Here is a 22,214-nt window from a genome sequence, read left to right as displayed (position 1 = left end):
CCACAGAGCTCGCGCGGCCTGCGCCGCGCGCCTCTGTGGTTTTCACTTGGTACGTCCAATCACGAATCAACGTAGAGCGACATGAACACTACCGTACCACTGACCAAATACGGCGCCGAACTCCTGAAGGAAGAGCTGCACCAGCTCAAGACCAAGGAGCGCCGTAACGTGATCGACGCGATCGCCGAAGCGCGCTCGCACGGCGACCTGTCGGAAAATGCCGAATACGATGCAGCGAAAGAGCGCCAGGCCTTTGTCGAAGGCCGCATCGCGGAACTCGAGGGCAAGCTGAGCGCCGCCCAGATCATCGATCCGGCCACGCTGGATGCGGAAGGCCGCGTCGTGTTCGCCTCGACCGTGGACCTGGAAGACCTGGAAAACGGCCAGAAGGTGAGCTACCAGATCGTCGGCCTCGACGAAGCCGACATCAAGCTGAACAAGGTGTCGGTGACCTCGCCGATCGCCCGCGCCCTGATCGGCAAGTATGCCGGCGACGTGGTGGAAGTGCAGGCCCCGTCGGGCCCGCGCGAATACGAAATCCTCGAAGTCCGCTACGTCTGATGACGGACAGCCTCCCGCGTTCCGCTTTCCGTATCGCGGCCGCCCGGCTGCTGGTGGCGGTGCTGTGGACGGGGACGCTGTGGGCGCTCGGCTATGTCGCGGCGCCGGCGGTGTTCGCGGCGGTGCCGAGCACGGTGGCCGGCGACGTGGTCGCCAGCCTCCTGGACCGCCTGGGCTGGGTCTCGCTTGGCTGCGCCATCCTGATGCTGGTGCTGGTGCGGCTGTCCGCCGACCTCGATGCCGCGCGGCGCCGTGGCCTGAACCTGCTGGTGCTCGCAATGCTGGCCTGTGCACTGGTGATGTGGATCGGCCTGCAGCCGGGCATGGCGCAGATGCGCGAATTGGCCGGGCCAGGCGGGGTGAGGGCGTCGCCGTACTGGACCCAATTCGCCGTGATGCATGGGGTGTCGCAGCTGTTCCACGTGGTGGAGAGCGTGCTGGCGGCGATCCTCGTTCTCAAGAGCCGCTGAATCGTCCGCGGCCACACGACAGGCGAAAAAAAACCGGGTCACCCCGGTTTTTCCTTTCGTAGCCCGAATCACTTGTTCAGTGCATTTTTCTTGGTCGAAGTCTGACGCGGCTTGGCGCGCTTGATGTTGCCGCCCGCCGTCACGCGCTCGTTTCCTTTCAGCATGACCTTGGTGACGCTCGGCTTCTTGGTGCCGCTGGCGCTGGCCTTGACGATGGTGACTTCGCGCATGCCCTTGCCGGCCTTGCTGCTGCGTTCCTTGACGGCTTCCTTCTTCGGACGGTAGAGCACCAGCAGCTTGCCGATGTGCTGGACAGGCGCCGCGTCGAGTTCCGCGCAGATCTGTTCGTACATGGCGATGCGGGCTTCGCGGTCGTCGCCGAACACGCGCACCTTGATCAGGCCGTGCGCGTCGAGGCTGGAAGCGATTTCCTTCATGACCGATTCGGTCAGGCCGGATTCGCCGATCATGACGACTGGATTGAGTCCGTGGGCTTCGGCGCGCAGTGCGCTGCGCTCGGCCGGAGTGAGTTTAAGCATAATAAATTTTGAATTACCTTTAAAAGCAGTATTCTACGCGAATGGCCAAGAACAAATTAAACAAAAACTGGTTGCACGACCATATTAATGACCCGTACGTCAAATTGGCCCAGAAAGAGGGCTACCGCGCCCGCGCCGCCTACAAGCTCAAGGAAATCGACGAAAGCGAAAAGCTGATCAAGCCGGGCCAGGTCATTGTCGACCTCGGCTGTACCCCGGGCAGCTGGGCCCAGTATACCCGGCGCAAGCTGGCCGGCGCGGACGGTGGCGGTATCCACGGCACCATCATCGGGCTGGACATGCTGCCGATGGAGCCCATCGCTGATGTTCAGTATATCCAGGGCGATTTTCGCGAAGAGGAAGTGCTGGCCCAGCTCGACGAGCTGCTGGAGGGGCGCAAGGCCGACCTGGTGCTGTCCGACATGGCCCCGAACCTGTCGGGAATTCCGACCGCCGATGCGGCGCGGATGGAACACTTAATCGACCTGGCAATTGAGTTTTCGCAAATGCACATGAAACCAGGGGGCGCATTGCTGGTGAAGTGCTTTAAAGATATGGGATTTACCCAGATACTGGAAAAGTTTCGTACCGAATTCAAGACCGTCAAGCAGGTCAAACCCAAGGCCAGCCGGGACAAATCCTCGGAAATTTTCCTGCTTGGACGCGGTCTGAAGAATCCAGCGGGATAAAAAGCGCGTCGGATGCGCGGTTTGCCCTTGATATTCGGCGCGGCAACCGCACATCAGCCGCGTGAGGCTGGCTGCGCGTATCCATGCGTAGCCAGTCTGGCATGAAAAAATGGCATTTCAGCACTATTCCCGTACGTTGCGTGGCGGCGTCGGCTTATTGCGGTTAAAATCGTCATACTGAAATCGGTAGAGATGCAATCCGCATCGGAGGAGTTTTCGTGAATAATATGTTTTCCAAATCCGCCATCTGGGTGGTCGTTGCGCTGCTGTTGTTCATGCTGTTCAAGCAGTTCGACAACCACAGCGTCGCCGGCGGCAGCAAGACCATCGCTTATTCCGAGCTTCTCGATGAGGTGAAGGCGCGTCGCATCAAGGACGTCGTGATCGAGGGCTCCAACATCACCGCGACCCGCAGCGACGACACCAAGGTCCGCGCCACCGCGACCATCCTCGACCGCGGCCTGATCGGCGACCTGCGCGAAAACGGCGTGCGCTTCGACGTGAAGCCGCCGGAGGAGCCTTCGTTCCTGCAGCAGGTGTTCATCTCCTGGTTCCCGATGCTGCTCCTGATCGGCGTCTGGGTCTTCTTCATGCGCCAGATGCAGGGCGGCGGCAAGGGCGGCGCGTTCTCCTTCGGCAAGTCGAAGGCGCGCATGCTCGATGAAACCAACAACACCGTCACCTTCGCCGACGTCGCCGGTTGCGACGAAGCGAAAGAAGAAGTGTCGGAAATCGTCGACTTCCTGAAAGACCCGACCAAGTTCCAGAAGCTGGGCGGCCGTATTCCGCGCGGCGTGCTGATGGTCGGTCCGCCGGGTACCGGCAAGACCCTGCTGGCCCGCGCCATTGCCGGCGAAGCCAAGGTGCCGTTCTTCTCGATCTCCGGTTCCGACTTCGTCGAGATGTTCGTCGGCGTCGGTGCGTCGCGTGTTCGCGACATGTTCGAGAACGCCAAGAAGCATTCGCCCTGCATCATCTTCATCGACGAGATCGACGCCGTCGGCCGCCATCGTGGCGCCGGCATGGGCGGCGGCAACGACGAACGCGAACAGACCCTGAACCAGCTGCTGGTCGAGATGGACGGCTTCGAAGCTTCCTCGGGCGTGATCGTGATCGCCGCGACCAACCGCGCCGACGTGCTGGATAAAGCGCTGCTGCGTCCGGGCCGTTTCGACCGCCAGGTGATGGTGGGCCTGCCGGACATCCGCGGCCGCGAGCAGATCCTGAACGTGCACATGCGCAAGGTGCCGATCGGTACCGACGTCAAGGCCGACATCCTGGCGCGCGGCACCCCCGGCTTCTCGGGCGCCGACCTGGCCAACCTGGTCAACGAGGCAGCGCTGTTCGCGGCACGCCGCAGCAAGCGCCTGGTCGAGATGATCGACTTCGAAGACGCCAAGGACAAGATCTACATGGGCCCGGAGCGCAAGTCGATGGTCATGCGCGAGGAAGAGCGCCGCAACACGGCCTACCACGAGTCGGGCCACGCGGTGGTCGCCAAGCTGCTGCCGAAAGCCGACCCGGTGCACAAGGTCACGATCATGCCCCGCGGCTATGCCCTCGGCCTGACCTGGCAGCTGCCTGAGCACGACAACCTGTCGGGCTACAAGGACAAGATGCTCGAAGAAATCTCGATCCTGTTCGGCGGCCGTATCGCCGAAGAGATCTTCGTCGGCCAGATGTCCACCGGCGCCTCGAACGACTTCGCCCGCGCCACCAAGCTGGCCCGTTCGATGGTGACCCGCTTCGGCATGTCCGAGAGCATGGGCGTGATGGTCTACGAAGACAGCGAGAACGAAGGCTTCTTCGGCGGCGCCACCAAGACCATCTCGGAAGCGACGCAGCAGAAGGTCGATGCCGAGATCCGCAACATCCTCGACACGCAGTACGCCCTGGCGCGCCGCCTGTTGGAAGAAAACCGCGACAAGGTCGAGATGATGACCAAGGCGCTGCTCGACTGGGAAACCATCGACGCCGAGCAGATCAACGACATCATGGCCGGCCGCGAGCCGCGCCAGCCGAAGGCCGGCCTGCTGACCAAGCGAAACCCGCCGGGCGACAGCGGCGGTGGCGTGGCGCCGAACGCCACCGCACCGGCTTGATGTGATCGCCTAGTTTCCCCCCAAGCAAAAGGCATCCGCTGGATGCCTTTTGTACGTTAACGCTTCCCCATTTCTCACCATGTCCAAGAATTTGCAATGTGGCCAGTACAGCTTCGCGCTGGAAGGCCCGGATGCCGTCCGTCCGGTCGTGATGGGCATCCTCAACGTCACCCCCGATTCCTTCTCCGACGGCGGCCGCTACCAGGGTCTCGAGTTTGCGCTGTCGCATGCCGAGGAAATGATCCGCGACGGCGCGACCATGATCGATATCGGGGGCGAATCGACCCGTCCGGGCTCGCCCAGCGTGCCGGTGGCCGAAGAACTGGCGCGCGTGCTGCCGACCCTGTATGCGCTGCGCAGCCTCGATTGCGCGCTGTCGGTCGATACCTGCAAGCCGGAAGTCATGGCTGAGGCGATCATTGCCGGCGCCGACATGATCAACGACATCAACGGCTTCCGTGCGCCGGGCGCCATCGAGGCGGTGCGCGACAGCGACTGCGGGCTGTGCGTGATGCACATGCAGGCCACGCCGCAGACCATGCAGCAGGCCCCGGCATACCATGACGTCGTGTGCGAGGTGATCGATTTCCTCCGGGAGCGCGTGGACACCCTGGAGCGCGCCGGCATCGCCCGGGAACGCATCTGCATCGATCCGGGCTTCGGCTTTGGCAAGACCGTCGAGCACAATTACGTGCTGCTGCGTCAGCTGGGCCGCATCCGCGACGAGCTCGGCCTGCCGGTGCTGGCCGGGCTGTCGCGAAAGTCCATGGTAGGGGCCATCACGGGCCGGCCGGTGGAAGAGCGCATGGCGGGCAGCGTCGGCGGGGCATTGGCTGCGGTAGCGCATGGCGCTAAAATTGTGCGTGTGCATGATGTAGCAGAGACGGTTGATGCCTTAAAGGTGTGGCTCGCCGGAACTCAAGATTAAAACGCTAAGTTTAAAACCTGGAAAGAGTAAAAGAATGGCACGGAAATATTTCGGCACGGACGGTGTTCGCGGCCTCGTGGGGGTCGCGCCGATTACCCCCGAATTCGTCATGCGCCTCGGCTATGCTGCCGGCACGGTGCTGGCCAAGGGCGGAAAGTCGACCAGCGGCCGTCCGGTCGTCCTGATCGGCAAGGACACCCGTATTTCCGGCTATATGCTGGAAGCGGCGCTGGAAGCGGGCTTCTCGGCGGCGGGCGTGGACGTAATGCTGGCCGGCCCGATGCCGACCCCGGCCATCGCCTACCTGACCCGTGCGCTGCGCCTGCAGGCAGGTGTCGTGATTTCGGCGTCGCACAATCCTTTCCAGGACAACGGCATCAAGTTCTTCTCGCAGCACGGCACCAAGCTGCCGGACGCGGTGGAACTGGAAATCGAAGACGCGATCGACCAGCCGATGGGCTGCGTGCCTTCGGACAAGCTAGGCCGCGCGACCCGCCTGCGCGACGCCCAGGGCCGCTACATCGAGTTCTGCAAGAGCACCTTCCCGAACGAGCTGGACCTGCGCGGCCTCAAGATCGTGGTCGACAGCGCCAACGGCGCGGCCTACAACATCGCCCCGCACGTGTTCCACGAACTGGGCGCCGAGGTCGTGTCGATCGGTGCGACGCCTGACGGCTTCAACATCAACGCCGGCGTCGGCGCCACCGCGCCGAAAGCACTGTCGGAAGCGGTGGTGGCCAACAAGGCCGACCTCGGCATCGCGCTGGACGGCGACGCCGACCGCCTGATCATGGTCGATGCCACCGGCCGCGTCTACAACGGCGACGAGCTGCTGTACCTGATGGTGCGCGACCGCATGTCGACCGGTCCGGTGGCGGGCGCCGTCGGCACCCTGATGACCAATATGGCGCTGGAAGTGGCGTTCAAGCAGATGGGCGTCGGCTTCGCGCGCGCCAAGGTCGGCGACCGCTACGTGCTGGAAGTGATGCAGGAGCGCGGCTGGCTGTTCGGCGGCGAAAGCTCGGGCCACCTGCTGGCGCTGGACAAGCACACCACCGGCGACGGCATCGTGTCGGCACTGCAGGTGCTGTCGGCGCTCAAGCGCAGCGGCAAGTCGCTGGCCGAATGCTGCAGCGAACTCAAGCTCTATCCCCAGACCCTGATCAACAAGAAGGTCGCACCGGGCTTCGACTGGACCAAGGACGGGGCGCTGGTGGCCGAGAAGGAAGCGGTCGAACGCGAGCTGGGCGAGTCGGGCCGCGTGCTGATCCGCGCCTCGGGCACCGAACCCCTGATTCGCGTCATGGTCGAGGCCAAGGAAGCCGACCTGGCCGAAAACATGGCGCGCCGTATCGCCGACAAGCTGGCGGCCTGAGGGCTGTCCGCGGCACAAAGGCGCGCCAATTTGACGCGCCCTCGTTGCGGGAGTATCATCAGCCCCACATCGGAGTGTAGCGCAGCCCGGTAGCGCACCTGGTTTGGGACCAGGGGGTCCAAGGTTCGAATCCTTGTACTCCGACCAAGGCTTCCTCCGCGGGCTGTCGTTCGACAGCCCGTTTCATTTCCGGCCGCTTGCGCGTGCCGTCTGAACTGCCCATAGCTCAGTTGGATAGAGCATCAGCCTTCTAAGCTGAGGGTCGCTGGTTCGAACCCAGCTGGGCAGGCCATCGGTCGCGCGACTACTTTTTTTCGGATCGCATGCTTTTCCTGACTGTTCCCTATGCCGAGAAGGATGAAGCGAAGGCGCTCGGCGCCCGCTGGAATCCCACCAAACGCCGCTGGTATGTCCCCGACGGCGTCGCCACCGCCGCCTTCGCCAAATGGGCCGGGCAGGGCGCCGACAGCCCTCCTGGCGGCGCGTCCACAGGCCGCGTCGACAGCTACCAGGGCAAGACCGTGACCGGCACCAATTACGTCGCGCTCGAGCACGACTGCAATCCCTTCGAAGCCTGCCCGCAGTGCACGGCGGCCTTGCTTGGGACCGAGTGGCAGAAGGCGCGCCAGCACCTGGCCGGCCTGGTCGCCAAGCTTTAAGAAGCTATCCCAGCAGGGAATGAGTCGCTTTCGGCGCGCCTGGCAAGCGAACGCCGTCCGCAGCGCTGCCGTGTTAACGTTCCGGCAGCAGCGCATGCCGTCCCGGGGTGCGCGCTTCCGGAGACCGACCATGCCGTTCGCTCGACTGTTCCAGCACCCACTTTTCTGCGTCCGCCTGTCGATCCTGCTGGCCGCGCTGTGCGCCATGGTACCGGTGGCCCACGCCGACGCGACCGCCACGCCGGCCCAGGGCGAGACCTTCCGGCTGCAGCTGGCGGCCGAGGGCGCGCCGGCGCCGGAAGCGGCGGATGCGAATACGGGTACCGTGCAATTCATCGGCACGGCCACGGTCATCATCCGCTACCAAGGCTTCACGATCCTTACCGATCCCAACTTCCTGCACAAGGGCGACCACGTCCACCTCGGCTATGGACTCACCTCGGAACGCAAGACCAACCCGGCCATCCGCTTCGAAGAACTGCCGCCGATCGACCTGGTCGTGCTGTCGCATTTCCATGGCGACCATTTCGACCAGCTGGTGCAGGAAAAGCTCAACCGCGCCACGCCCATCGTCACCACCAAGGAGGGCGGCGAGCGGCTCAAGCGCCTAGGATTCACGCGCGTCTACGGCCTGAGCAGCTGGGACCGGCTCGAGGTCGGCAAGGGCGTCTCGCGCCTGCGCGTGACCGCCACGCCCGGTCGCCATGGTCCGGCCGGCGTGGCGGTGCTGCTGCCCAAGGTGATGGGTTCGGTGCTCGATTTCGGCGCAGATCCCGCCGTACCCGACTACCGCATGTACATCAGCGGGGACACCCTGGTCTACGACGACATCCGTGCCATCCCGCAGCGCTTCCCGAACATCGACCTGGCCTTGCTGCACCTGGGCGGCACCCGCATCCTGGGCGTCGTGAAAGTCACGATGGACGGCAAGGACGGCGTGCGCATGATGCAGGTGGTGCGCCCGAAGAAGACCGTGCCGATCCACTACAACGACTACGACGTGTTCAAGTCGCCGCTCGAGGACTTCGCGCGCGAAGTCAAGGCGGCCGGCCTGGAGAAGGACGTCATCTACCTCGCCCACGGCGAAACCTACACCTTCAGCCGGGTACAGCGCTAGCAGGGCGGGCCGCTCGGGCCCGACCTGCTTCAATCGTGCGCACTCGCCTTGCTGCTGAGTAAACGCTATGATGCCAGCCTGACAATAATCGCTTCCCGGCCACGGCATGCATCGAGCGCAAGACTCCAGCCCGAACGACCCCCTTGCGCAGCGCGACCGGCGGCTGGTCGCCGGCATCGCGGTCTCGGCGCTGCTGCATGGCCTGCTGTTGTCGCTGCAGTTCGGCGTCCCCGACTTCGATGCCGGTCCGGGCGGGCCGATCCAGGTCACGCTGGCGCCGGCGCCGCCCCCGCCCGCTGGTCTACCGGAGACACCTCCTGCGCCGCTGCCGGAACCCGGCGCCACGCCCCCACTGCCGCTGCCTGCGCCGCCCGCTGTCGTCGCGCCGCCTGCCGGCGGGCTGCGGCTAGTCGATCCGCGCCCTCAGCCGGCCCCGCCCGTGCAGCCGGCCCAGGCGGCCAAGCCGAAGCCCAGGCCGAAACCGGCGCGCCGGCCGCCCAGGCTGCGCACGCCGCCGGCGCCGCCCCTGATCGCCTCGACGCAGGATGACGCCGGTTTCGCGGTGGCGCCGCCGCCATTGCTGGACATCGAACCGGACCTGCAAGCGGGCGCGCCCGATGGCGAGCCGGACGCGAAGCCGGAGCCGGACGAGACCGCGATCGCGGCGCGTGTGGAAGAGGAGGCCAGCCAGGAAGCCGAGCGCCAACGCCAGGCAGAGGCCGACGCGGCCCGTCTTGCCGCCGCCGAGGAGCAGCGGCGCCTGAATGCCGAGGCCGAACGCTCCCTGCGCGAAGAGCAGGAACGGCTTGCGGCGCAAGCGGCGGAACAGGAGCGGATCGCTGCCCAGCGTGAGGCCGCGCAGGCGCAGGAACAACGCCGGGCCGAGCAGCAACTGGCCGACCAGCAGCTGGCCGAGCGCCGCCAGGCCGAGCAGCGCGCCCTCGAACAGCGGCAGGCCGAACAACTGGCTGCCGAGCAGCGGCAGGCCGAGCAGCTCGCGGCCGAGCGGGCGCGGATCGCGCGCCAGCAACTGGAAGAGCGCCAGCGTGCCGAAGCCGAGCAGCAGCGCCTGGCACAGCTGCGCGAGCGCGACGCGGCATTGGCCAGGCAGGCCGAGCAGCTCGCGGCCGAACGGCTTGCCGCCGAGCGCCTCGCGGCGGAACAGCTGGCGCGCCGCCAGGCCGAGGCCGCCGAGAGCCAGCGCGCCGAGGAACTGGCGCAGCGTCAGGCCGCCGAGGATGCCGCGCGGCGGCTGGCCGAGGAGCGCGCCCGGGCCGACCGGCTGGCGCGCGAGCGCGCCGAGGAAGCGGGACGCCGGATCGCGGCCGAGCGCCAGCAGGGATTGCCCGGGCCGGGCAGTGGCAGCCCCGGCGCGGGCGGCCCGGGAAGCGGGCGAGGGGATGGGGCTTTGCCGGCGGGCAGCGTTCCGGGCAGCGCCATGGCCACCCGCGCGCGCGAACTGCTGCGCGGCCTGAACATCCCGAACGTGGCGCCGCCGCCGGCGCGGCCGGAGGACGCCCCCGGCGCGCGTCGGGTGCTGGCCGACGGCGCCGAACGCGACGTGCCGCTGCGCCTGTACGTCGACAGCGTACGCCAGAAGCTGGAACGTACCGCGGTCCTCGGCGGCGCCCGGTTCTCGCAGCGCGAGGTCCGGATCGACCCCCTGGTCAGCCTGACGCTGCGCAGCGACGGCAGCGTCGACGACGTGACCATCGTGCGCTCGAGCGGCCGCGCCGACATGGACGATGCGGTACGCCGCTTCGTCCAGCTCAATGCGCGTTACGCCGCCTTCCCGCCGAACGTCGCGGCGCGCTTCGACATCATCGAAATCCGCCGCGTGTGGCGCTTTGCCGACGGCCTGAAGTTACTGGAGGAAATTCGCTGAGCCTTTGCGCAGCCGCTGTTTGATCAGCTACAAAGCCAAGCCTGATGGACACCGTACGCTGGACTGGACCGTTCAAGTATGACGTCTATTTTTGATAGGCAACAATCATGGCTGCGATTTGTTCAGTTGCAATATCGGGTTACCGGCACCTTGTGCTGGTACTGAGCTTGTTCATTCTCCTGCCGGGTTGCACCACCGGCATCCAGTTCGCCGGCAGCGGCAAGGACGGCGGCAGCGATGCGCCGCCCACCGAGATCATCACCGAGCAGCTCATCGAGAGCGAACGGCGCGCGCTGGCCGAGCTGTCCCGGCAAGACCTCTCGCCGCTCATCGTGGCCGACCCTGCGCCGTACACCATCGGCCAGGGCGACGTGCTGTCGATCGTCGTGTGGGACCACCCCGAGCTCGCCGGCAGCGGCATGACCGCCGCCACCGCCGCCCTCGACAGCGGCACGGCGTCGCCCAGCGCGGTCCAGCCCGGGTTTGCTGTCGATCACATGGGACGCATCCAGTTTCCGCTGATCGGCCTGCTGCACGTCGAGGGCCAGACCGAGGAGCAGGCCAGGGCGCTGCTGACCAGGAAGCTGGCACGCTACATTGCCCAGCCCAGCCTCACCCTGCGCGTGCAGTCCTACCGCAGCAAGCGGGTCTACATCGACGGCGAGGTCAAGGCCCCCGGCCTGCAGGCCATCAACGACATCCCCATGACCCTGGTCGAGGCGCTGAACCGCGCCGGCGGCATGCTGCCCAGCGCCGACCAGAGCCGCATCATGATCGAACGCGGACCCAGCCGCTACATGATCAACCTGCGCGACCTGGTGCAGAAGGGCGTCAACCCCGGCACCGTGCTGCTCAGGCATGGCGACGTGGTGCGCGTCCATTCGCGTGACGAAAGCAAGGTCTTCGTCTCCGGCGAGGTCGTCCAGCCGCGCGCGCTCACCATGCACAACGGCCGCCTGACCCTGAACGAGGCGCTCGGCGAGAGCGGCGGCGTCAGTCCCCTGAGCGGCGATGCGCGCCAGATCTACGTGGTGCGCAAGACTCCCGAGCGAACCCGCGTGTTCCAGCTCGACGCGCGCGTGAGCGGCGCGCTGGCGATGGCCGAATCCTTCGAGCTGCGGCCGAAGGACGTCGTCTACGTCGCCGCATCGCCGCTGGCGAACTGGAACCGTCACCTGAGCCTGTTGTTCCCGGGCGCGCTGACCAACGCGGTCGGCGTGACGACCCGTCCCTGAACATCCGACCCCGAGCAAGGCCGCTACCATGAGCAATCCTGCCGACGCCCACCCGCTGACCCACATCTCGCACAGCCCGCCCGTGCTGTCGGTGCCCTTCGACCCGCGGCCGCCCGAGCCCCTGCCGGAAGAGTCGACCGTCGACCTGAAGGGCTATTTCAACACGCTGTACGACAGCCGCTGGCTGATCGGCAGCATCACCGCCTTCATCACCGTGGTGGCGGTCCTGTACGCGCTCGTCGCCAAGCCGGTGTACGAGGCCAACCTCATGATCCACGTCGAAGAGGAAAGCCCGAACGCGTCCAAGAACATCCTGAGCGAGGCCTCGTCCCTGTTCGAGACCAAGAAGGCGGCCATCGCCGAGATGGAGCTGCTGCGCTCGCGCATGGTGGTGTCGCGGGCGGTGGACAACCTCCAGCTCTACATCGAGGTCCAGCCGAAATACTTCCCGGTGGCCGGCTTCTGGTTCGCCAACCAGAACGCCGGCAACCTGTCCAACCCGGGCCTGTTCGGCTACGGGGGCTACGTCTGGGGCGGCGAGAAAGCTGACGTCTCGGTGTTCGAGGTGCCCGATTCCTGGCTCAACCGCGAATTCGTGCTGACGGCGCGCGCCGGCAACCGCTACCGCTTTTCCGGCGGCGGGCAGCGCCTGGCCTTCGACGGCACGGTGGGCCAGCGCTACCGGGTGCCGCTGCCGGACGGCATGCTCGAGATCAAGGTGGACAGCCTGTACGCGAACCCGGGCGCACGCTTCCGCATCAAGCGCAAGTCGCGCCTGAGCACGATCCAGGCCATCCAGCGTTCGATGGTGATCACCGAGCAGGGCAAGCAGTCGGGCGTGATCGAAGTCAAGCTGCAGGGCGAGAATTCGGCAAGCATCAACAACCTGCTGAGCGAGATCGGGCGTGAATACATGCGCCAGAACCTGGCGCGCAAGACCGAAGAAGCCGAGAAGTCGCTGGCCTTCCTCAACCAGCAGCTGCCCATCCTCAAGCGCCAGCTGGAACAGTCCGAAGACCGCTACAACCAGTTCCGCAATGCCCACGGCACCGTCGACCTGCGCGAGGAAGCCCGCATGAGCCTGGCGCAAGCCGCGGCGGCGCGCACCCGGCGCATGGAACTCATGCAGAAGAAAACCGAGCTGCTGGCGCGCTTCACCGAAGACCATCCGGTGGTGATGGCGATCAACCGCCAGCGCAAGGAAGTCGACGCGGAGATCGATGCCATCGCAAGCCGCATCCGGACCTTGCCGGTAATGGAACAGGATGAAGCGCGTCTGACGCGCGACATCAAGGTCAACACCGACCTGTACACCGCACTGTCGAACACGGCGCAGCAGCTGCGCCTGATTTCCGTCGGCCGGGTCAGCAACGTGCGCCTGGTCGATGCCCCGATCGCACCGGAAAAGCCGATCAAGCCGAACCGCCCCCTGATCGTCGCGATGGCGGTCGTGACCGGGCTGTTCCTCGGGACCCTGATCGCCTTCACCCGCAAGGCCATGCGCGGCGGGATCGACGATCCGCAGAAGATCGAACGGATGCTGCGCGCGCGGGTCGTGTACGCCTCGATCCCGCACAGCGTCAACCAGGAAAAGCTGATGCGCAAATCCAAGCCGGACGGCGTGCTGCCGCTGCTCGCCCAGATCCTGCCGGAAGACCCGGCGGTCGAGAGCTTGCGCAGCTTCCGCGCGGCGCTGCAGTTCTCGATGCCGCACTTCAAGAACAACGTGGTCATGATGGCAGGTCCCACGCGCGACCTCGGCAAGTCCTTCATTGCCGCGAACTTCGCGGCGGTGATGGCGGCCAGCGGCAAGCGCGTGCTGCTGGTCGATGCCGACATGCGTAACGGGCACCTGCACCGCTACTTCGGCATCGACCGCCGCAAGGGGCTGTCGCGGGCCATCGCCGGCGGCGCTACCGTGGACGAGGTCATCCACCACAACGTGCTGGAGCGGCTCGATTTCATCCCGACCGGCGAATTGCCGACCAACCGGGCCGAATTCCTCCTGCACCTGAACTTCGGCACCCTGCTCGAGACGGTCAGCCCGCAGTACGACCTCGTGCTGATCGATGCGCCGCCCCTGCTGGCGGTGGCCGACGCCCTAATCATCGGCGCGCACGCGGGTGCCGTGTTCCTGGTGACGCGCTCCGCCGTCACCACCGAAGGCCAGATCAACGAGTCGATCAAGCGCCTGAACCACGCGGGGATCTCTCCGCGGGGCGTGCTGTTCAACGACATGGCGCTCCGGCTGGGCGACTACAGCTCCCAGTACGGCAACGGGCCGCAGCTCGCCTACGTCGCCTGAACGGCGGCAGCTGCCTGGCGATCGGAATCGATGGGCGCAAGGCGCCATCGGCATGCTCTCTCCGTCATGTCGGCGCCTAGGTGCCTTCCACGGCCGCCGTTTCCGGCATGCTGCCCGCGCCATCTGATGCCGGAGACCTGACGCGCCTGAGCAAGCGCGAATCACCAGGCATGCACCCGTCCGGCATGAGGTCCTCAACACCCCAGGTAGGGCAAGACGAGACAGGCTGCCAGGCTAGCGTCTGGCGCGCGCAATCGCCTTGAAGCAGCGTCGACAACAGGCGCGCAAGCGCGATACGACAGCGGCTAGCTGCGTGCTGCGCGGCTGGCAAGCCAGCTCGGCCAGCTTGGCCCGTCATCGGGAATACCATCGGCAGAGGAGCCGCGTGGATAAGGAAGGATGGGATCGCTTGTCCGGGCGTATCAGCGGCTTTGCGGCGCGCTGCCGCGTGGAGATCTGCCGGTGGGCTGGCGAGCTAGCCGGGGCATCGACTCGCCCGTATGACAAGCAGCGCAGGCCACGCGCGTGGTCCAGGTGACGGGAGTTTGCTGGGGTGGCCGGCAGCAGCCGGGCGAGCCCGGCTAGCTTGCGGCGGCCAGGCGCTTTGCCTGTCGCGGTATGGCGCCGCCGCACTGCAGGCTGCAGGCGGCGCCATACCCATTACTCCGACCTCTTCAGTCCGGCGACAAGGCGACCCGCACCGGTTTCGCACGCGGGCTCAAGAGCAGGTTCTTCAGGGCATTCCGGATGCGGATGGTATGCCGTTCGAACAGCAGGTAGAACATGTACGCGGCCAGCACCAGGGCGCAGAGGAGGAGGACATACCACAGGAAGTCGGTCGCGGCGTTCGGGTCGAGCTGGCCGCGGCCGAAGAACTGTTGTCCGAGGTGGCGCATCAGGTAGATGACCGGAACATGGACCACGTAGAGCGAGAACGAAAACTCCGAGAAGAAGACGGCGACCCGGTTGGTCCGGACATAGGCCGGTGCTGCGGTGTCGACCGGCTGCTGCAACGAGGCCAGCAGGAGCAGGAAGGGAATGCTGCAGATGATGTCCTGCACAAAGGAGGCCGGCACCAGGTCGTCGTTGCTGCCACGCAGACGGTAATAGACGAACAGCGCCAGCGTCAGCACCAGCAGCAGCGCCTGGGAGGCCTTGCCGCAGTCGATACGGATGCGCGAGAAGGCGGCGCCGAGGAGCCAGACGGTGAAGTACAGCGAGATCATGTCGCGCAGCGTCGCCAGCAGCAGGATCAGGGCCGCGGCGGCGGCGGCGCGGCGCAGGACGCCGCCGCCGGCAATCACGAGCAGCAGCAGGGGGAACTGGATGTAGTACCAGGTCTCGTGCGCCAGGCTCCACAGCGGATAGTTGCCGCCGAATTCAGGCACGGTCACGGTCTGCAGGCCCAACAGGTTGCCGGCGAGCGCGGCCGCCGAGAATTCGTTGCCCGGGTTGAAGTCGATCGGTCCGGGCGCGGCAGCGCCGATGACCAGGCCGACGCCCAGGCTCAGCAGCAGGGTCGGCAGCAGGACGGTCCAGAGCCGGGTGAAACGGTCGATCGCATAATGGGCGAGCGCCTGCGGTTTGCCCATGCGGTTCATCAGGCTGCCGCCCACCAGCCAGCCGCTGATGAGGAAGAACACGACCACGGCCTGGTGGGCGAAACCGGTGATGAAGGCCAGGCCGATGTAGGCAAGCGACGGGTCTTCGAGCGTGCGCAAGCCGGGATAGAGTTCGGCGCGCAGGTGCGCGGCCGCGACCTGCAGGGCGGCCAGGCCGCGCAAGGCGGAAATGAGCAGCGACTGCATTGCGTTCTCGCCGAGGGGCGCCCGTGCTTGCCAATGCATCGAGGGGAAGGAAACCATGTGTCTCTCCATTGGTAGAAAATTGCTAGCCGCACGTATCCCAGGAATAGGGCTGCGCCTTGCCTGACAGCGCCAGCGCGACCTTGATCATCCAGTAACCGACATGCGCTGATTGCATCAGCGAGGCCGACGCGAAGAACAGCAGTACCGCACACCAGGCTGCGACCGGGCCCGGTACGACGCCGTGCGGCTCGGCCTGGTACACGGTGCCGAGGCTGGCGCAGGCGCCGAGCAGCCAGCCGGCGGCCGCCTCCGCGACCGCATGCTCGTCATGCCGGACCAGCGCGACGGCCATCACGAGCCCCAGCTCCAGCCCGGCGCCGGCGGCCGCCAGTCCGGCGCGGCGTCCGGCCGGACGGCACAGCAGGTAGCCGAGCACGGGGTACACCGCGGTCACGCCCGCCGCATGGCCGCTGAACGCCTTGAAATCGAGCATCGCAATGTCGACGCCCCAGCCCATGTAGGCGATCTTGCTGCCGCCGACGAGCGCGATGGTGCCCCCGTACAGGAGCGTCCAGGCCGCCGCGGCGCGCCAGGCGCGGGCGGCCAGCAGCCAGGCGCCGGCCGCCACGGCCAGCGGCAGCGTCAGTTCGATGTCGCCGATGTGCAGCAGCTGCATCGCAAGCCCGCCGCTTCAGCGCACGATGGCGGCCAGCGTGTGCGCCAGGATGCGCACATCGCCCCAGAACGTGCGTTCTCGTACATAGCGCACGTAATAGTCGAGCTTGACCGGCAGCACGGCTTCGACGTAGGCGCGTTCGGGATCGGCGGCGCGCGCCAGGATCGCGTTCTCGTCCTTGTAGCGGATGGCGGCCCAGTCGGTGATGCCGGGTGCGACCGACAGCACCACGCGCCGCTGCTCGGGCGGATAGCAGTCGACGTAGCGCGGCACTTCCGGACGCGGCCCTACCAGGCTCATGCTGCCCTGGACGACGTTCCACAGCTGGGGCAGTTCATCGAGCTTGTAGTGGCGCAGCAAGCGCCCGGCGCGGGTCACGCGCGGATCCGCGCCGACGGTCAGCTGGGGGCCGTCCACGGGACGCTGACGCATGGTGCGGAACTTGTAGATCGTGAACAGCCGGCCGCCGCGGCCGACACGCTGTTGCCGGTACAGCACCGGTCCCGGCGAATCGAGCCTGATCCAGAGTGCGATCAGGAGCAGCACGGGGGCCAGCAGGAGCAGGCCGGTGCTTGCGCCCAGCAGGTCGAAGGCCCGCTTGCTCATGACAGCAGCTCGTGCAGCGCCGCGACCACCCGGTCCTGGTCGGCATCGAGCATGCGGGTGTACAGCGGCAGCGAGAGCATGGTTTCGTAGCTGGCCTCGGCGACCGGGAAGGCTTCGGGATTCAGGCCGCAGCTGTCGCGCCAGTAGGGCTGGCGGTGCAGGGGAATGAAGTGCACGCTGGTGCCGATGCCGCGTTCCGCCAGTTCGTTGATGAGCGTGTCGCGGTCGATGGGGGCCCCGTCCTGCAGCCGGACCACGTACAGGTGCCAGGCATGGGTGCTGCCGAATGCCGGATGCGCCGGCAACTGCAGCGGCAGCCCGGCCAGGGCTTCGTCGTAGCGGTGCGCCAGCCAGCTGCGGCGCTGCTGGAAGCGGTCGATCTTGCGCAGCTGCTCGATGCCGATCGCCGAAGCGATGTCGGTCAGGTTGTACTTGAAGCCGGCCGCGACCACCTCGTAGAACCAGGCCGGCACCCGCGAGGTGTAGCGGTCGAAGGCGTCGCGGTTGATGCCATGCAGGCGCATGGTGCGCATGCGCGCGGTCAGTTCGGCATCGCGCGTGACCACCATGCCGCCTTCGCCGGTGGTCATGGTCTTGTTGGCATAGAAGCTGAAGACGGTGATGTCGCTGTCCAGGGTGCCTACCAGCCTGCCGTCGAGCCGGGTGGGGAAGGCGTGCGCCGCGTCTTCGATGACGCGCAGGCCATGGCGCGCCGCCAGTGCCAGGATCGCGTCCATGTCGCAGGCCAGGCCGGCATAGTGCACCGGCATCACGGCGCGGGTGCGCGGGGTGATCGCCGCCGCGACGGCGGACGGCGAGATGTTCAGGGTGACGGGATCGACGTCCACCAGCACCGGACGGGCGCCGAGGTAGCGCACGACTTCGGCGGTGGCGGTGAAGGTCATGGTGGGGACGATGACCTCGTCGCCCGGACCGATGCCCACGCTCTCGAGCGCCAGGTGCAGGCCGGCGGTGGCGGAATTGACCGAGATCGCCTGCACGTCGCCGCCCAGGTAGGACTGGAATTCCTGTTCGAAGCGGCGCGTGGTCGGCCCCGTCGTCACCCAGCCGGAACGCAGGCAGGTTTCGACGGCACGGATTTCTTCGTCGCCGATGTCGGGTAGCGCAAAGGGAAGGAAGGTCCGCGGAATGTTGTCGAGCGGATCAGGGTTCAATTGCGCGACAGCCTGTGCCGGTTCAGCCATGGGAAACCTCGTGTGCGAAAGTGGTCAGGAAGCGTTGTCCGAGGACGGGATAGGTCAGGTTGGCCAGGGCGTGGGCGCGGCCGCGCTCGCCCAGCGCGCGCCGCTCGCTCCTGGACAGGGCCAGCAGGGACGCCAGGCCGTCGGCGACGGCGCGCGGATTCTCCGGCGCCACGGTCAGGCCGCAACCCGCCTCCAGCACCGGGTCGTTGCCGGCTTCCACCGCATGCAGCACCGGGCAGCCGCCCATCATGTAGTCGATCAGTTTGTTCGGCGCGATGCCGAAGCGGTACAGGGGCTGGCGTTGCCAGCCGAGGTAGGCGATGTCGATCAGCGCCATCAGGGCCGGGATCTGGGCCTTCGGGATGGGGGGCGCAAAATACAGATGCGCAAGGCCGAGCTCGCGTGCGCGCCGCTCGAGCCGGGCCTTCTCGGGACCATCGCCCACCAGCACGAAGGCCAGCGGCTTGTCCTTGAGGAGGGCGGCGGCATCGAGCAGGGTGTCGAGCGCATTGGCCAGCCCGTGGCTGCCGGCGTAGCCGACCACCGTGCGGCCCTGGGCGCGCAGACCGGCGAGCAGGGCGTCGAGTTCCTCGGGCAGGGCCGGCGGCGCGACCAGCCATTCGCTTAGGTCGGTGCCGTTCGGGATCACGTGCAGCTTGTGCGGCGCCATGCCGCGCGCCTCGAGGTGCTCGCGCACCTTGGGCAGGATGGACACGACCGTATCGGCGTGGCGGCAGGCGTAGTCCTCGGCCGCCTGCAGCAGCCGGATGAAAGGATGGTGGCGCGAGAAGCCGCCCAGTTCCATCGGGGACAGCGGCCATAGGTCATGCACCTCGTGCAGCAGGCGCGCCCGGGCGAGGCGTGCGATCCGGTGCGCCGGCCAGATGTCGAGCGGATAGGTGCTGGAGGCGATCACGACCTGTGGCGCCATCTCGCGCACCAGCGCGGGCGCTTCACGCCACAGGCGCGCCACGAAAGCGGCCATGTTGCGCACCCGCGCCAGGCCGTTGCCGTGGTAGGGCGGCGTGGCGAACCAGGTGTAGTCGATGCCGTCGATGGTTTCGTCGCGCCGGCTGCGTCCCGCCATGCTCGGGGCGCGGGCGCGCACGTGGGCGTGGCTGGCAGCCACGATCCGTACCCGGTGCCCGAGCCGCACCCACTCGCGCGCGAGGTAGTAGGGCCGGTATTCCATGCCGTGGTGGACCGAGCCTGCGTAGTGGTTGATCAGAAGGATGTTCATGGTGGTGTCGGGTAGTGCGTCTCAGGCGCGCCAGGCCATTTCTTCGACCAGCCGGCGCACATTGCAGCGCGTGCTTTCGACCCAGTTGGTCTCCCACTGCACCGGATGGGTGAGCAGGCAGATGTGCTGGTACTTCCCGAGCGCGTCGAACGGCGACAGCGGGTAGTAGTAGACCGGGTGCTTGCGGTCGCTGATGTAGAGGTCGAAGCAGCGCAGCAGCTCGGCATCGTAGGACTCGCATTCGATGCCGCAGCGGCGCCGCAACGCCTCGTCGCGCAGGAGTTCGTGGTTGATGACCTTCAGGCGGCGGTTGGCGAAGTCGCCGTGGCTCGCCACCGTCGTGAGGGGCAAACCCAGGCGCTCGACGATCCGGCTGACGTTGCGGGCGAACAGCTCGCGAATTTCGGGGAAGCGCTGGCGCACCGCCTCGGCACTGCGCAGGCGGTGGCGCTTGGCGAAATCGGCCACTTCTTCATAGTGGTAGCTGGCCTCGCTGCCGGCGGCCTCGATCTCGCGCATGAAGCCGTAGTCCAGTGTGCAGAGCCGGAAGTAATAGCTCGCATGGACGCCATGGCGCGATTCGATGGCGAACATCTTCTTGGCGGTGCGCAGGTCGCTGTCGATGTCGTGCCGGTGCACGAAGCTGCGCGGCATGGGATGGCCCTGGGCGCGCTCCTTGTCATGCGACTGGCGGAAGAATTCGCGCACCGACAGCTGGGCATAGCCGGCGTCGGCGACCTCGCGCACGAGGGTGTCGTATTCGCCGAGCCGGCTCGGCATCAGGTAGTCCGCGTAGACGCGGTTGAGCATGGCGTTCATTGCGGGTTCATTGCAAGTGATAGCTGGCGCGGTAGGGGCGAAAGCCCAGGATGGTCTTGAAGTTGCGCAGCCCGGGCTGGGCGCCGAAGAAGGTGTCGTACATGACGTAGCGGACTTTGCCGGCGTCGATCAGCTGGCAGATCGCTTCGCTCAGGAGCAGGTGCATGATGCCGTCGTTATTGCGGATTCCCATCATTTGGGAAAACGAGGCGAAATTCCCGTAAACGCCCAGGGTGGCATAGGCGACGAGTTTTCCTTGCGGGTTCAATACGCCCCAATAATGGAAATGTTGTTGACGGTCGAAACGTTCCTGTTTTTTCAGGTATTGCCCGTCCATTTTTCGGCCCTGCCGGACATCGAGGCTGGTATTGATCTCGTGGATATCGTCGACATAATCGTTACGATCGATTTCGCGCACCACATAGCCACGGCTGCGGGCCCGCCTGGCGTGATAGCCACCCTGGTTCTTGCCCTTGATGTGGTCCAGGTAGGCATCGCGATTCGGGAAAGGCGCAAGGTCGACCAGGGCGGCGCCAATGGTTTTATGGCGGATGAACTTGAAACGCGGATGTGGTTTCGTGTAATTGCGATACGTCGCCTTGATATCGACCGGATCGATCTGCTGCGAGAAATAGAGCCGCGCACGCGGCAGTTTCATTACCTCGAGAAACGTATTGTAGTGTTGCAAGAACATAGGCGCTCTCATATTTCTTTGATAACTAGACAATACGGCCGATGCTGCCGGTCCCTTTTGAACTGCGATAAAACCCTGGCTTTGGAATCAATCGATTCAGCGAATTGGATGGGCAGATAGATTGCTCTTCTTAAACAGTTTTTTTCGATGCGAATGGGGAGACAGCAAATCGGCATAAAACGCGATTAACTTGGCTTCTTCGTTTTCCCAGTTGTAGCGCGCGAGGACGGCGCGGCGCCCGTTGGCGCCCATGGCGCGCGCCTCGCGCGGATGGCTGGCGAGGTAGTCGATCGCGGCGGCGATCGCCGCCGGGTCGCGCGGATCGACGCACAGGCCGCAGCGGCTGCCCTCGACGATGTCGCGCCAGAGCGGGAAGTCGGAAGCGATCACCGGGATGCCGGCAGCCATGTATTCGAACATCTTGACCGGCAGGGCGTCACGGTAGCTGGCGGTCGGCAGCAGGGTGACCAGGCCGGCGAAGGCGCGCCCCATGACGCCGGCGATCCCGCCCCGGTCGAGGTGGCCGAGCGCATCGACACGGCGCCAGCCAGGGTGGCGCCGGACCTCGGCCTCCAGCTCGGCCTCGGCAAAGCTGCCGGCCAATGCCAGCCGCGCCGTCGAGCGCAACAGGGCGCACGCCTGGACCAGCTCGCGCACGCCGCGGATCGCGGAGATGCTGCCGACGTAGCAGAAGCTGTCACGCACCGGGGTCTCGGACGCCCGCCCCATGAACTCCTCGGCGCGTGGATAGTTGTTGACGTCCACCACCAGGGCATTGTGCGCGGCCAGGCGGTCGCGGATGGTCGGGGTCGCCGCCAGCACCCCGTCGAAGCGGCGCAGCGCGCGGCCTTCGAGCAAGCCGTAGGCGCGCGACAGCAAGCGTGCGCTGCGCGGCGACAGGTAGGGCTTGTCGAGCAGCTGGTTGGGCACGTCCTCGTGGGCGTCGAACACCACTTTGCGCCCGCCGAGGACGAGGCGCAGGCCGACCGGAATCAGCTCGGGATCGTGCAGCTGGTAGACCTCGGCATCGAGCGCCAGCGCGGCACGGCCGACCCGGCGGGTGGCGAGCAGCATGCGTTCGCGCCGGCCGGAAGGGCGTCCAACGTCGACGATCCGGATACCGTCGCGGCAGGCGTCGCCGAGCCCGTCGGCCACGACCAGGGAAACCTCATGCCCGTGGCCGGCGAGGCTGCGGCACTGCTTCACGAAGATCCGCGTATCGAAGCGCGGATGTGCCGAGCTCAGGTGCACGATGCCAGCCATGTTTCCTCTCGTACGAATAAGGCGTGCAGGCGCCGGTG

At 66.3% G+C, this 22,214-nt stretch carries 20 protein-coding genes and 2 tRNA genes; 13 read left to right on the top strand and 9 right to left on the bottom strand.

All coding sequences use genetic code 11. From position 1 onward, the window contains the following. The first annotated feature begins 81 nt into the window (after nt 1–81). Nucleotides 82–561, top strand: a complete 480-nt coding sequence (greA, locus tag ACK6C6_RS13360; protein ID WP_027865017.1) for a transcription elongation factor GreA — start codon at nt 82–84, stop codon at nt 559–561. Next, nucleotides 561–1,031, top strand: a complete 471-nt coding sequence (locus ACK6C6_RS13355) for a DUF4149 domain-containing protein (RefSeq protein ID WP_409267707.1) — start codon at nt 561–563, stop codon at nt 1,029–1,031. Before greA ends, ACK6C6_RS13355 begins: the two co-directional genes overlap by 1 nt. Before the next feature lie 68 nt (nt 1,032–1,099). Here ACK6C6_RS13355 and yhbY read toward each other — a convergent pair whose 3' ends face one another. Beyond that, nucleotides 1,100–1,570, bottom strand: a complete 471-nt coding sequence (yhbY, locus tag ACK6C6_RS13350; RefSeq protein WP_209588413.1) for a ribosome assembly RNA-binding protein YhbY — start codon at nt 1,568–1,570, stop codon at nt 1,100–1,102. 41 nt (nt 1,571–1,611) lie between these two features. On the opposite strand from yhbY, the gene ACK6C6_RS13345 reads away from it, so the two are divergent. The 11 genes from ACK6C6_RS13345 to ACK6C6_RS13295 all read left to right on the top strand — a co-directional run bounded on the left by ACK6C6_RS13345 (nt 1,612) and on the right by ACK6C6_RS13295 (nt 13,865). Continuing rightward, nucleotides 1,612–2,259: an RlmE family RNA methyltransferase gene (locus tag ACK6C6_RS13345; protein WP_209588412.1), complete on the top strand. Its 648-nt coding sequence runs from the start codon at nt 1,612–1,614 to the stop codon at nt 2,257–2,259. A gap of 218 nt (nt 2,260–2,477) precedes the next feature. Further along, the gene (gene ftsH / locus ACK6C6_RS13340) at nt 2,478–4,361 is read left to right on the top strand and encodes an ATP-dependent zinc metalloprotease FtsH (protein ID WP_209588411.1); all 1,884 of its coding nucleotides are present in this window, start codon (nt 2,478–2,480) and stop codon (nt 4,359–4,361) included. A gap of 79 nt (nt 4,362–4,440) precedes the next feature. Continuing rightward, entirely contained in the window at nt 4,441–5,289 is an 849-nt protein-coding gene (gene folP / locus ACK6C6_RS13335; RefSeq protein ID WP_409267706.1) for a dihydropteroate synthase, read from the top strand. 34 nt (nt 5,290–5,323) lie between these two features. Further along, nucleotides 5,324–6,664, top strand: coding sequence for a phosphoglucosamine mutase (glmM, locus tag ACK6C6_RS13330; protein WP_209588409.1), 1,341 nt, complete (start codon nt 5,324–5,326; stop codon nt 6,662–6,664). 70 nt (nt 6,665–6,734) lie between these two features. Continuing rightward, nucleotides 6,735–6,811 (top strand) — tRNA-Pro (locus tag ACK6C6_RS13325). A gap of 68 nt (nt 6,812–6,879) precedes the next feature. After that, a tRNA-Arg gene (locus tag ACK6C6_RS13320) sits at nt 6,880–6,956 on the top strand. 31 nt (nt 6,957–6,987) lie between these two features. Continuing rightward, nucleotides 6,988–7,323, top strand: a complete 336-nt coding sequence (locus tag ACK6C6_RS13315; protein WP_409267705.1) for a DUF5710 domain-containing protein — start codon at nt 6,988–6,990, stop codon at nt 7,321–7,323. Nucleotides 7,324–7,453: 130 nt separating this feature from the next. After that, a complete protein-coding gene (locus tag ACK6C6_RS13310) occupies nt 7,454–8,440 on the top strand; it encodes an MBL fold metallo-hydrolase (protein ID WP_409267704.1) in 987 nt (328 codons plus the stop codon). A gap of 106 nt (nt 8,441–8,546) precedes the next feature. Then, nucleotides 8,547–10,325, top strand: coding sequence for a TonB family protein (locus ACK6C6_RS13305; RefSeq protein WP_409267703.1), 1,779 nt, complete (start codon nt 8,547–8,549; stop codon nt 10,323–10,325). A gap of 167 nt (nt 10,326–10,492) precedes the next feature. Beyond that, a complete protein-coding gene (locus ACK6C6_RS13300; RefSeq protein WP_409267702.1) occupies nt 10,493–11,560 on the top strand; it encodes a polysaccharide biosynthesis/export family protein in 1,068 nt (355 codons plus the stop codon). A 28-nt stretch (nt 11,561–11,588) separates the two neighbouring features. Continuing rightward, nucleotides 11,589–13,865, top strand: a complete 2,277-nt coding sequence (locus ACK6C6_RS13295; RefSeq protein WP_409267701.1) for a polysaccharide biosynthesis tyrosine autokinase — start codon at nt 11,589–11,591, stop codon at nt 13,863–13,865. Between the two features lie 674 nt (nt 13,866–14,539). On the opposite strand, the gene ACK6C6_RS13290 is transcribed toward ACK6C6_RS13295, so the two are convergent. The 8 genes from ACK6C6_RS13290 to ACK6C6_RS13255 all read right to left on the bottom strand — a co-directional run bounded on the left by ACK6C6_RS13290 (nt 14,540) and on the right by ACK6C6_RS13255 (nt 22,176). Beyond that, on the bottom strand, nt 14,540–15,730 hold the full coding sequence (locus ACK6C6_RS13290) for an acyltransferase family protein (protein ID WP_409267700.1): 1,191 nt from the start codon (nt 15,728–15,730) through the stop codon (nt 14,540–14,542). A gap of 25 nt (nt 15,731–15,755) precedes the next feature. After that, nucleotides 15,756–16,349 (bottom strand): hypothetical protein, encoded by a 594-nt coding sequence (locus tag ACK6C6_RS13285; protein WP_409267699.1) that lies wholly within the window; start codon nt 16,347–16,349, stop codon nt 15,756–15,758. A 15-nt stretch (nt 16,350–16,364) separates the two neighbouring features. Beyond that, a complete protein-coding gene (locus ACK6C6_RS13280) occupies nt 16,365–16,955 on the bottom strand; it encodes a sugar transferase (RefSeq protein ID WP_409267698.1) in 591 nt (196 codons plus the stop codon). Next, nucleotides 16,952–18,160 (bottom strand): DegT/DnrJ/EryC1/StrS family aminotransferase, encoded by a 1,209-nt coding sequence (locus ACK6C6_RS13275; protein WP_409267697.1) that lies wholly within the window; start codon nt 18,158–18,160, stop codon nt 16,952–16,954. The genes ACK6C6_RS13280 and ACK6C6_RS13275 overlap by 4 nt, the downstream gene beginning before the upstream one ends. Further along, nucleotides 18,153–19,400, bottom strand: coding sequence for a glycosyltransferase family 4 protein (locus ACK6C6_RS13270; protein ID WP_409267696.1), 1,248 nt, complete (start codon nt 19,398–19,400; stop codon nt 18,153–18,155). Before ACK6C6_RS13270 ends, ACK6C6_RS13275 begins: the two co-directional genes overlap by 8 nt. Nucleotides 19,401–19,421: 21 nt before the next feature. Continuing rightward, nucleotides 19,422–20,219, bottom strand: a complete 798-nt coding sequence (locus ACK6C6_RS13265; RefSeq protein WP_409267695.1) for a hypothetical protein — start codon at nt 20,217–20,219, stop codon at nt 19,422–19,424. Nucleotides 20,220–20,226: 7 nt separating this feature from the next. Continuing rightward, the gene (locus ACK6C6_RS13260) at nt 20,227–20,913 is read right to left on the bottom strand and encodes a hypothetical protein (protein WP_409267694.1); all 687 of its coding nucleotides are present in this window, start codon (nt 20,911–20,913) and stop codon (nt 20,227–20,229) included. A 96-nt stretch (nt 20,914–21,009) separates the two neighbouring features. Then, nucleotides 21,010–22,176: a glycosyltransferase gene (locus ACK6C6_RS13255; protein WP_409267693.1), complete on the bottom strand. Its 1,167-nt coding sequence runs from the start codon at nt 22,174–22,176 to the stop codon at nt 21,010–21,012. Nucleotides 22,177–22,214: the final 38 nt, after the last annotated feature.

Origin of the sequence: Massilia sp. BHUDP2 (assembly GCF_046236355.1) — a bacterium.
Taxonomy (GTDB): domain Bacteria; phylum Pseudomonadota; class Gammaproteobacteria; order Burkholderiales; family Burkholderiaceae_D; genus Telluria; species Telluria varians.
This window is presented reverse-complemented; position numbering and strand designations above follow the sequence as displayed.

Excerpts from the sequence above, each read along its gene's own strand:
- greA (WP_027865017.1), top strand. The coding sequence starts at position 82 with ATGAACACTACCGTACCACTGACCAAATACGGCGCCGAACTCCTGAAG.
- ACK6C6_RS13355 (WP_409267707.1), top strand. The coding sequence starts at position 561 with ATGACGGACAGCCTCCCGCGTTCCGCTTTCCGTATCGCGGCCGCCCGG.
- yhbY (WP_209588413.1), bottom strand. The coding sequence starts at position 1,570 with ATGCTTAAACTCACTCCGGCCGAGCGCAGCGCACTGCGCGCCGAAGCC.
- ACK6C6_RS13345 (WP_209588412.1), top strand. The coding sequence starts at position 1,612 with ATGGCCAAGAACAAATTAAACAAAAACTGGTTGCACGACCATATTAAT.
- folP (WP_409267706.1), top strand. The coding sequence starts at position 4,441 with ATGTCCAAGAATTTGCAATGTGGCCAGTACAGCTTCGCGCTGGAAGGC.
- glmM (WP_209588409.1), top strand. The coding sequence starts at position 5,324 with ATGGCACGGAAATATTTCGGCACGGACGGTGTTCGCGGCCTCGTGGGG.
- ACK6C6_RS13315 (WP_409267705.1), top strand. The coding sequence starts at position 6,988 with ATGCTTTTCCTGACTGTTCCCTATGCCGAGAAGGATGAAGCGAAGGCG.
- ACK6C6_RS13310 (WP_409267704.1), top strand. The coding sequence starts at position 7,454 with ATGCCGTTCGCTCGACTGTTCCAGCACCCACTTTTCTGCGTCCGCCTG.
- ACK6C6_RS13305 (WP_409267703.1), top strand. The coding sequence starts at position 8,547 with ATGCATCGAGCGCAAGACTCCAGCCCGAACGACCCCCTTGCGCAGCGC.
- ACK6C6_RS13295 (WP_409267701.1), top strand. The coding sequence starts at position 11,589 with ATGAGCAATCCTGCCGACGCCCACCCGCTGACCCACATCTCGCACAGC.
- ACK6C6_RS13290 (WP_409267700.1), bottom strand. The coding sequence starts at position 15,730 with ATGGTTTCCTTCCCCTCGATGCATTGGCAAGCACGGGCGCCCCTCGGC.
- ACK6C6_RS13285 (WP_409267699.1), bottom strand. The coding sequence starts at position 16,349 with ATGCAGCTGCTGCACATCGGCGACATCGAACTGACGCTGCCGCTGGCC.
- ACK6C6_RS13280 (WP_409267698.1), bottom strand. The coding sequence starts at position 16,955 with ATGAGCAAGCGGGCCTTCGACCTGCTGGGCGCAAGCACCGGCCTGCTC.
- ACK6C6_RS13275 (WP_409267697.1), bottom strand. The coding sequence starts at position 18,160 with ATGGCTGAACCGGCACAGGCTGTCGCGCAATTGAACCCTGATCCGCTC.
- ACK6C6_RS13270 (WP_409267696.1), bottom strand. The coding sequence starts at position 19,400 with ATGAACATCCTTCTGATCAACCACTACGCAGGCTCGGTCCACCACGGC.
- ACK6C6_RS13265 (WP_409267695.1), bottom strand. The coding sequence starts at position 20,219 with ATGAACGCCATGCTCAACCGCGTCTACGCGGACTACCTGATGCCGAGC.
- ACK6C6_RS13260 (WP_409267694.1), bottom strand. The coding sequence starts at position 20,913 with ATGTTCTTGCAACACTACAATACGTTTCTCGAGGTAATGAAACTGCCG.
- ACK6C6_RS13255 (WP_409267693.1), bottom strand. The coding sequence starts at position 22,176 with ATGGCTGGCATCGTGCACCTGAGCTCGGCACATCCGCGCTTCGATACG.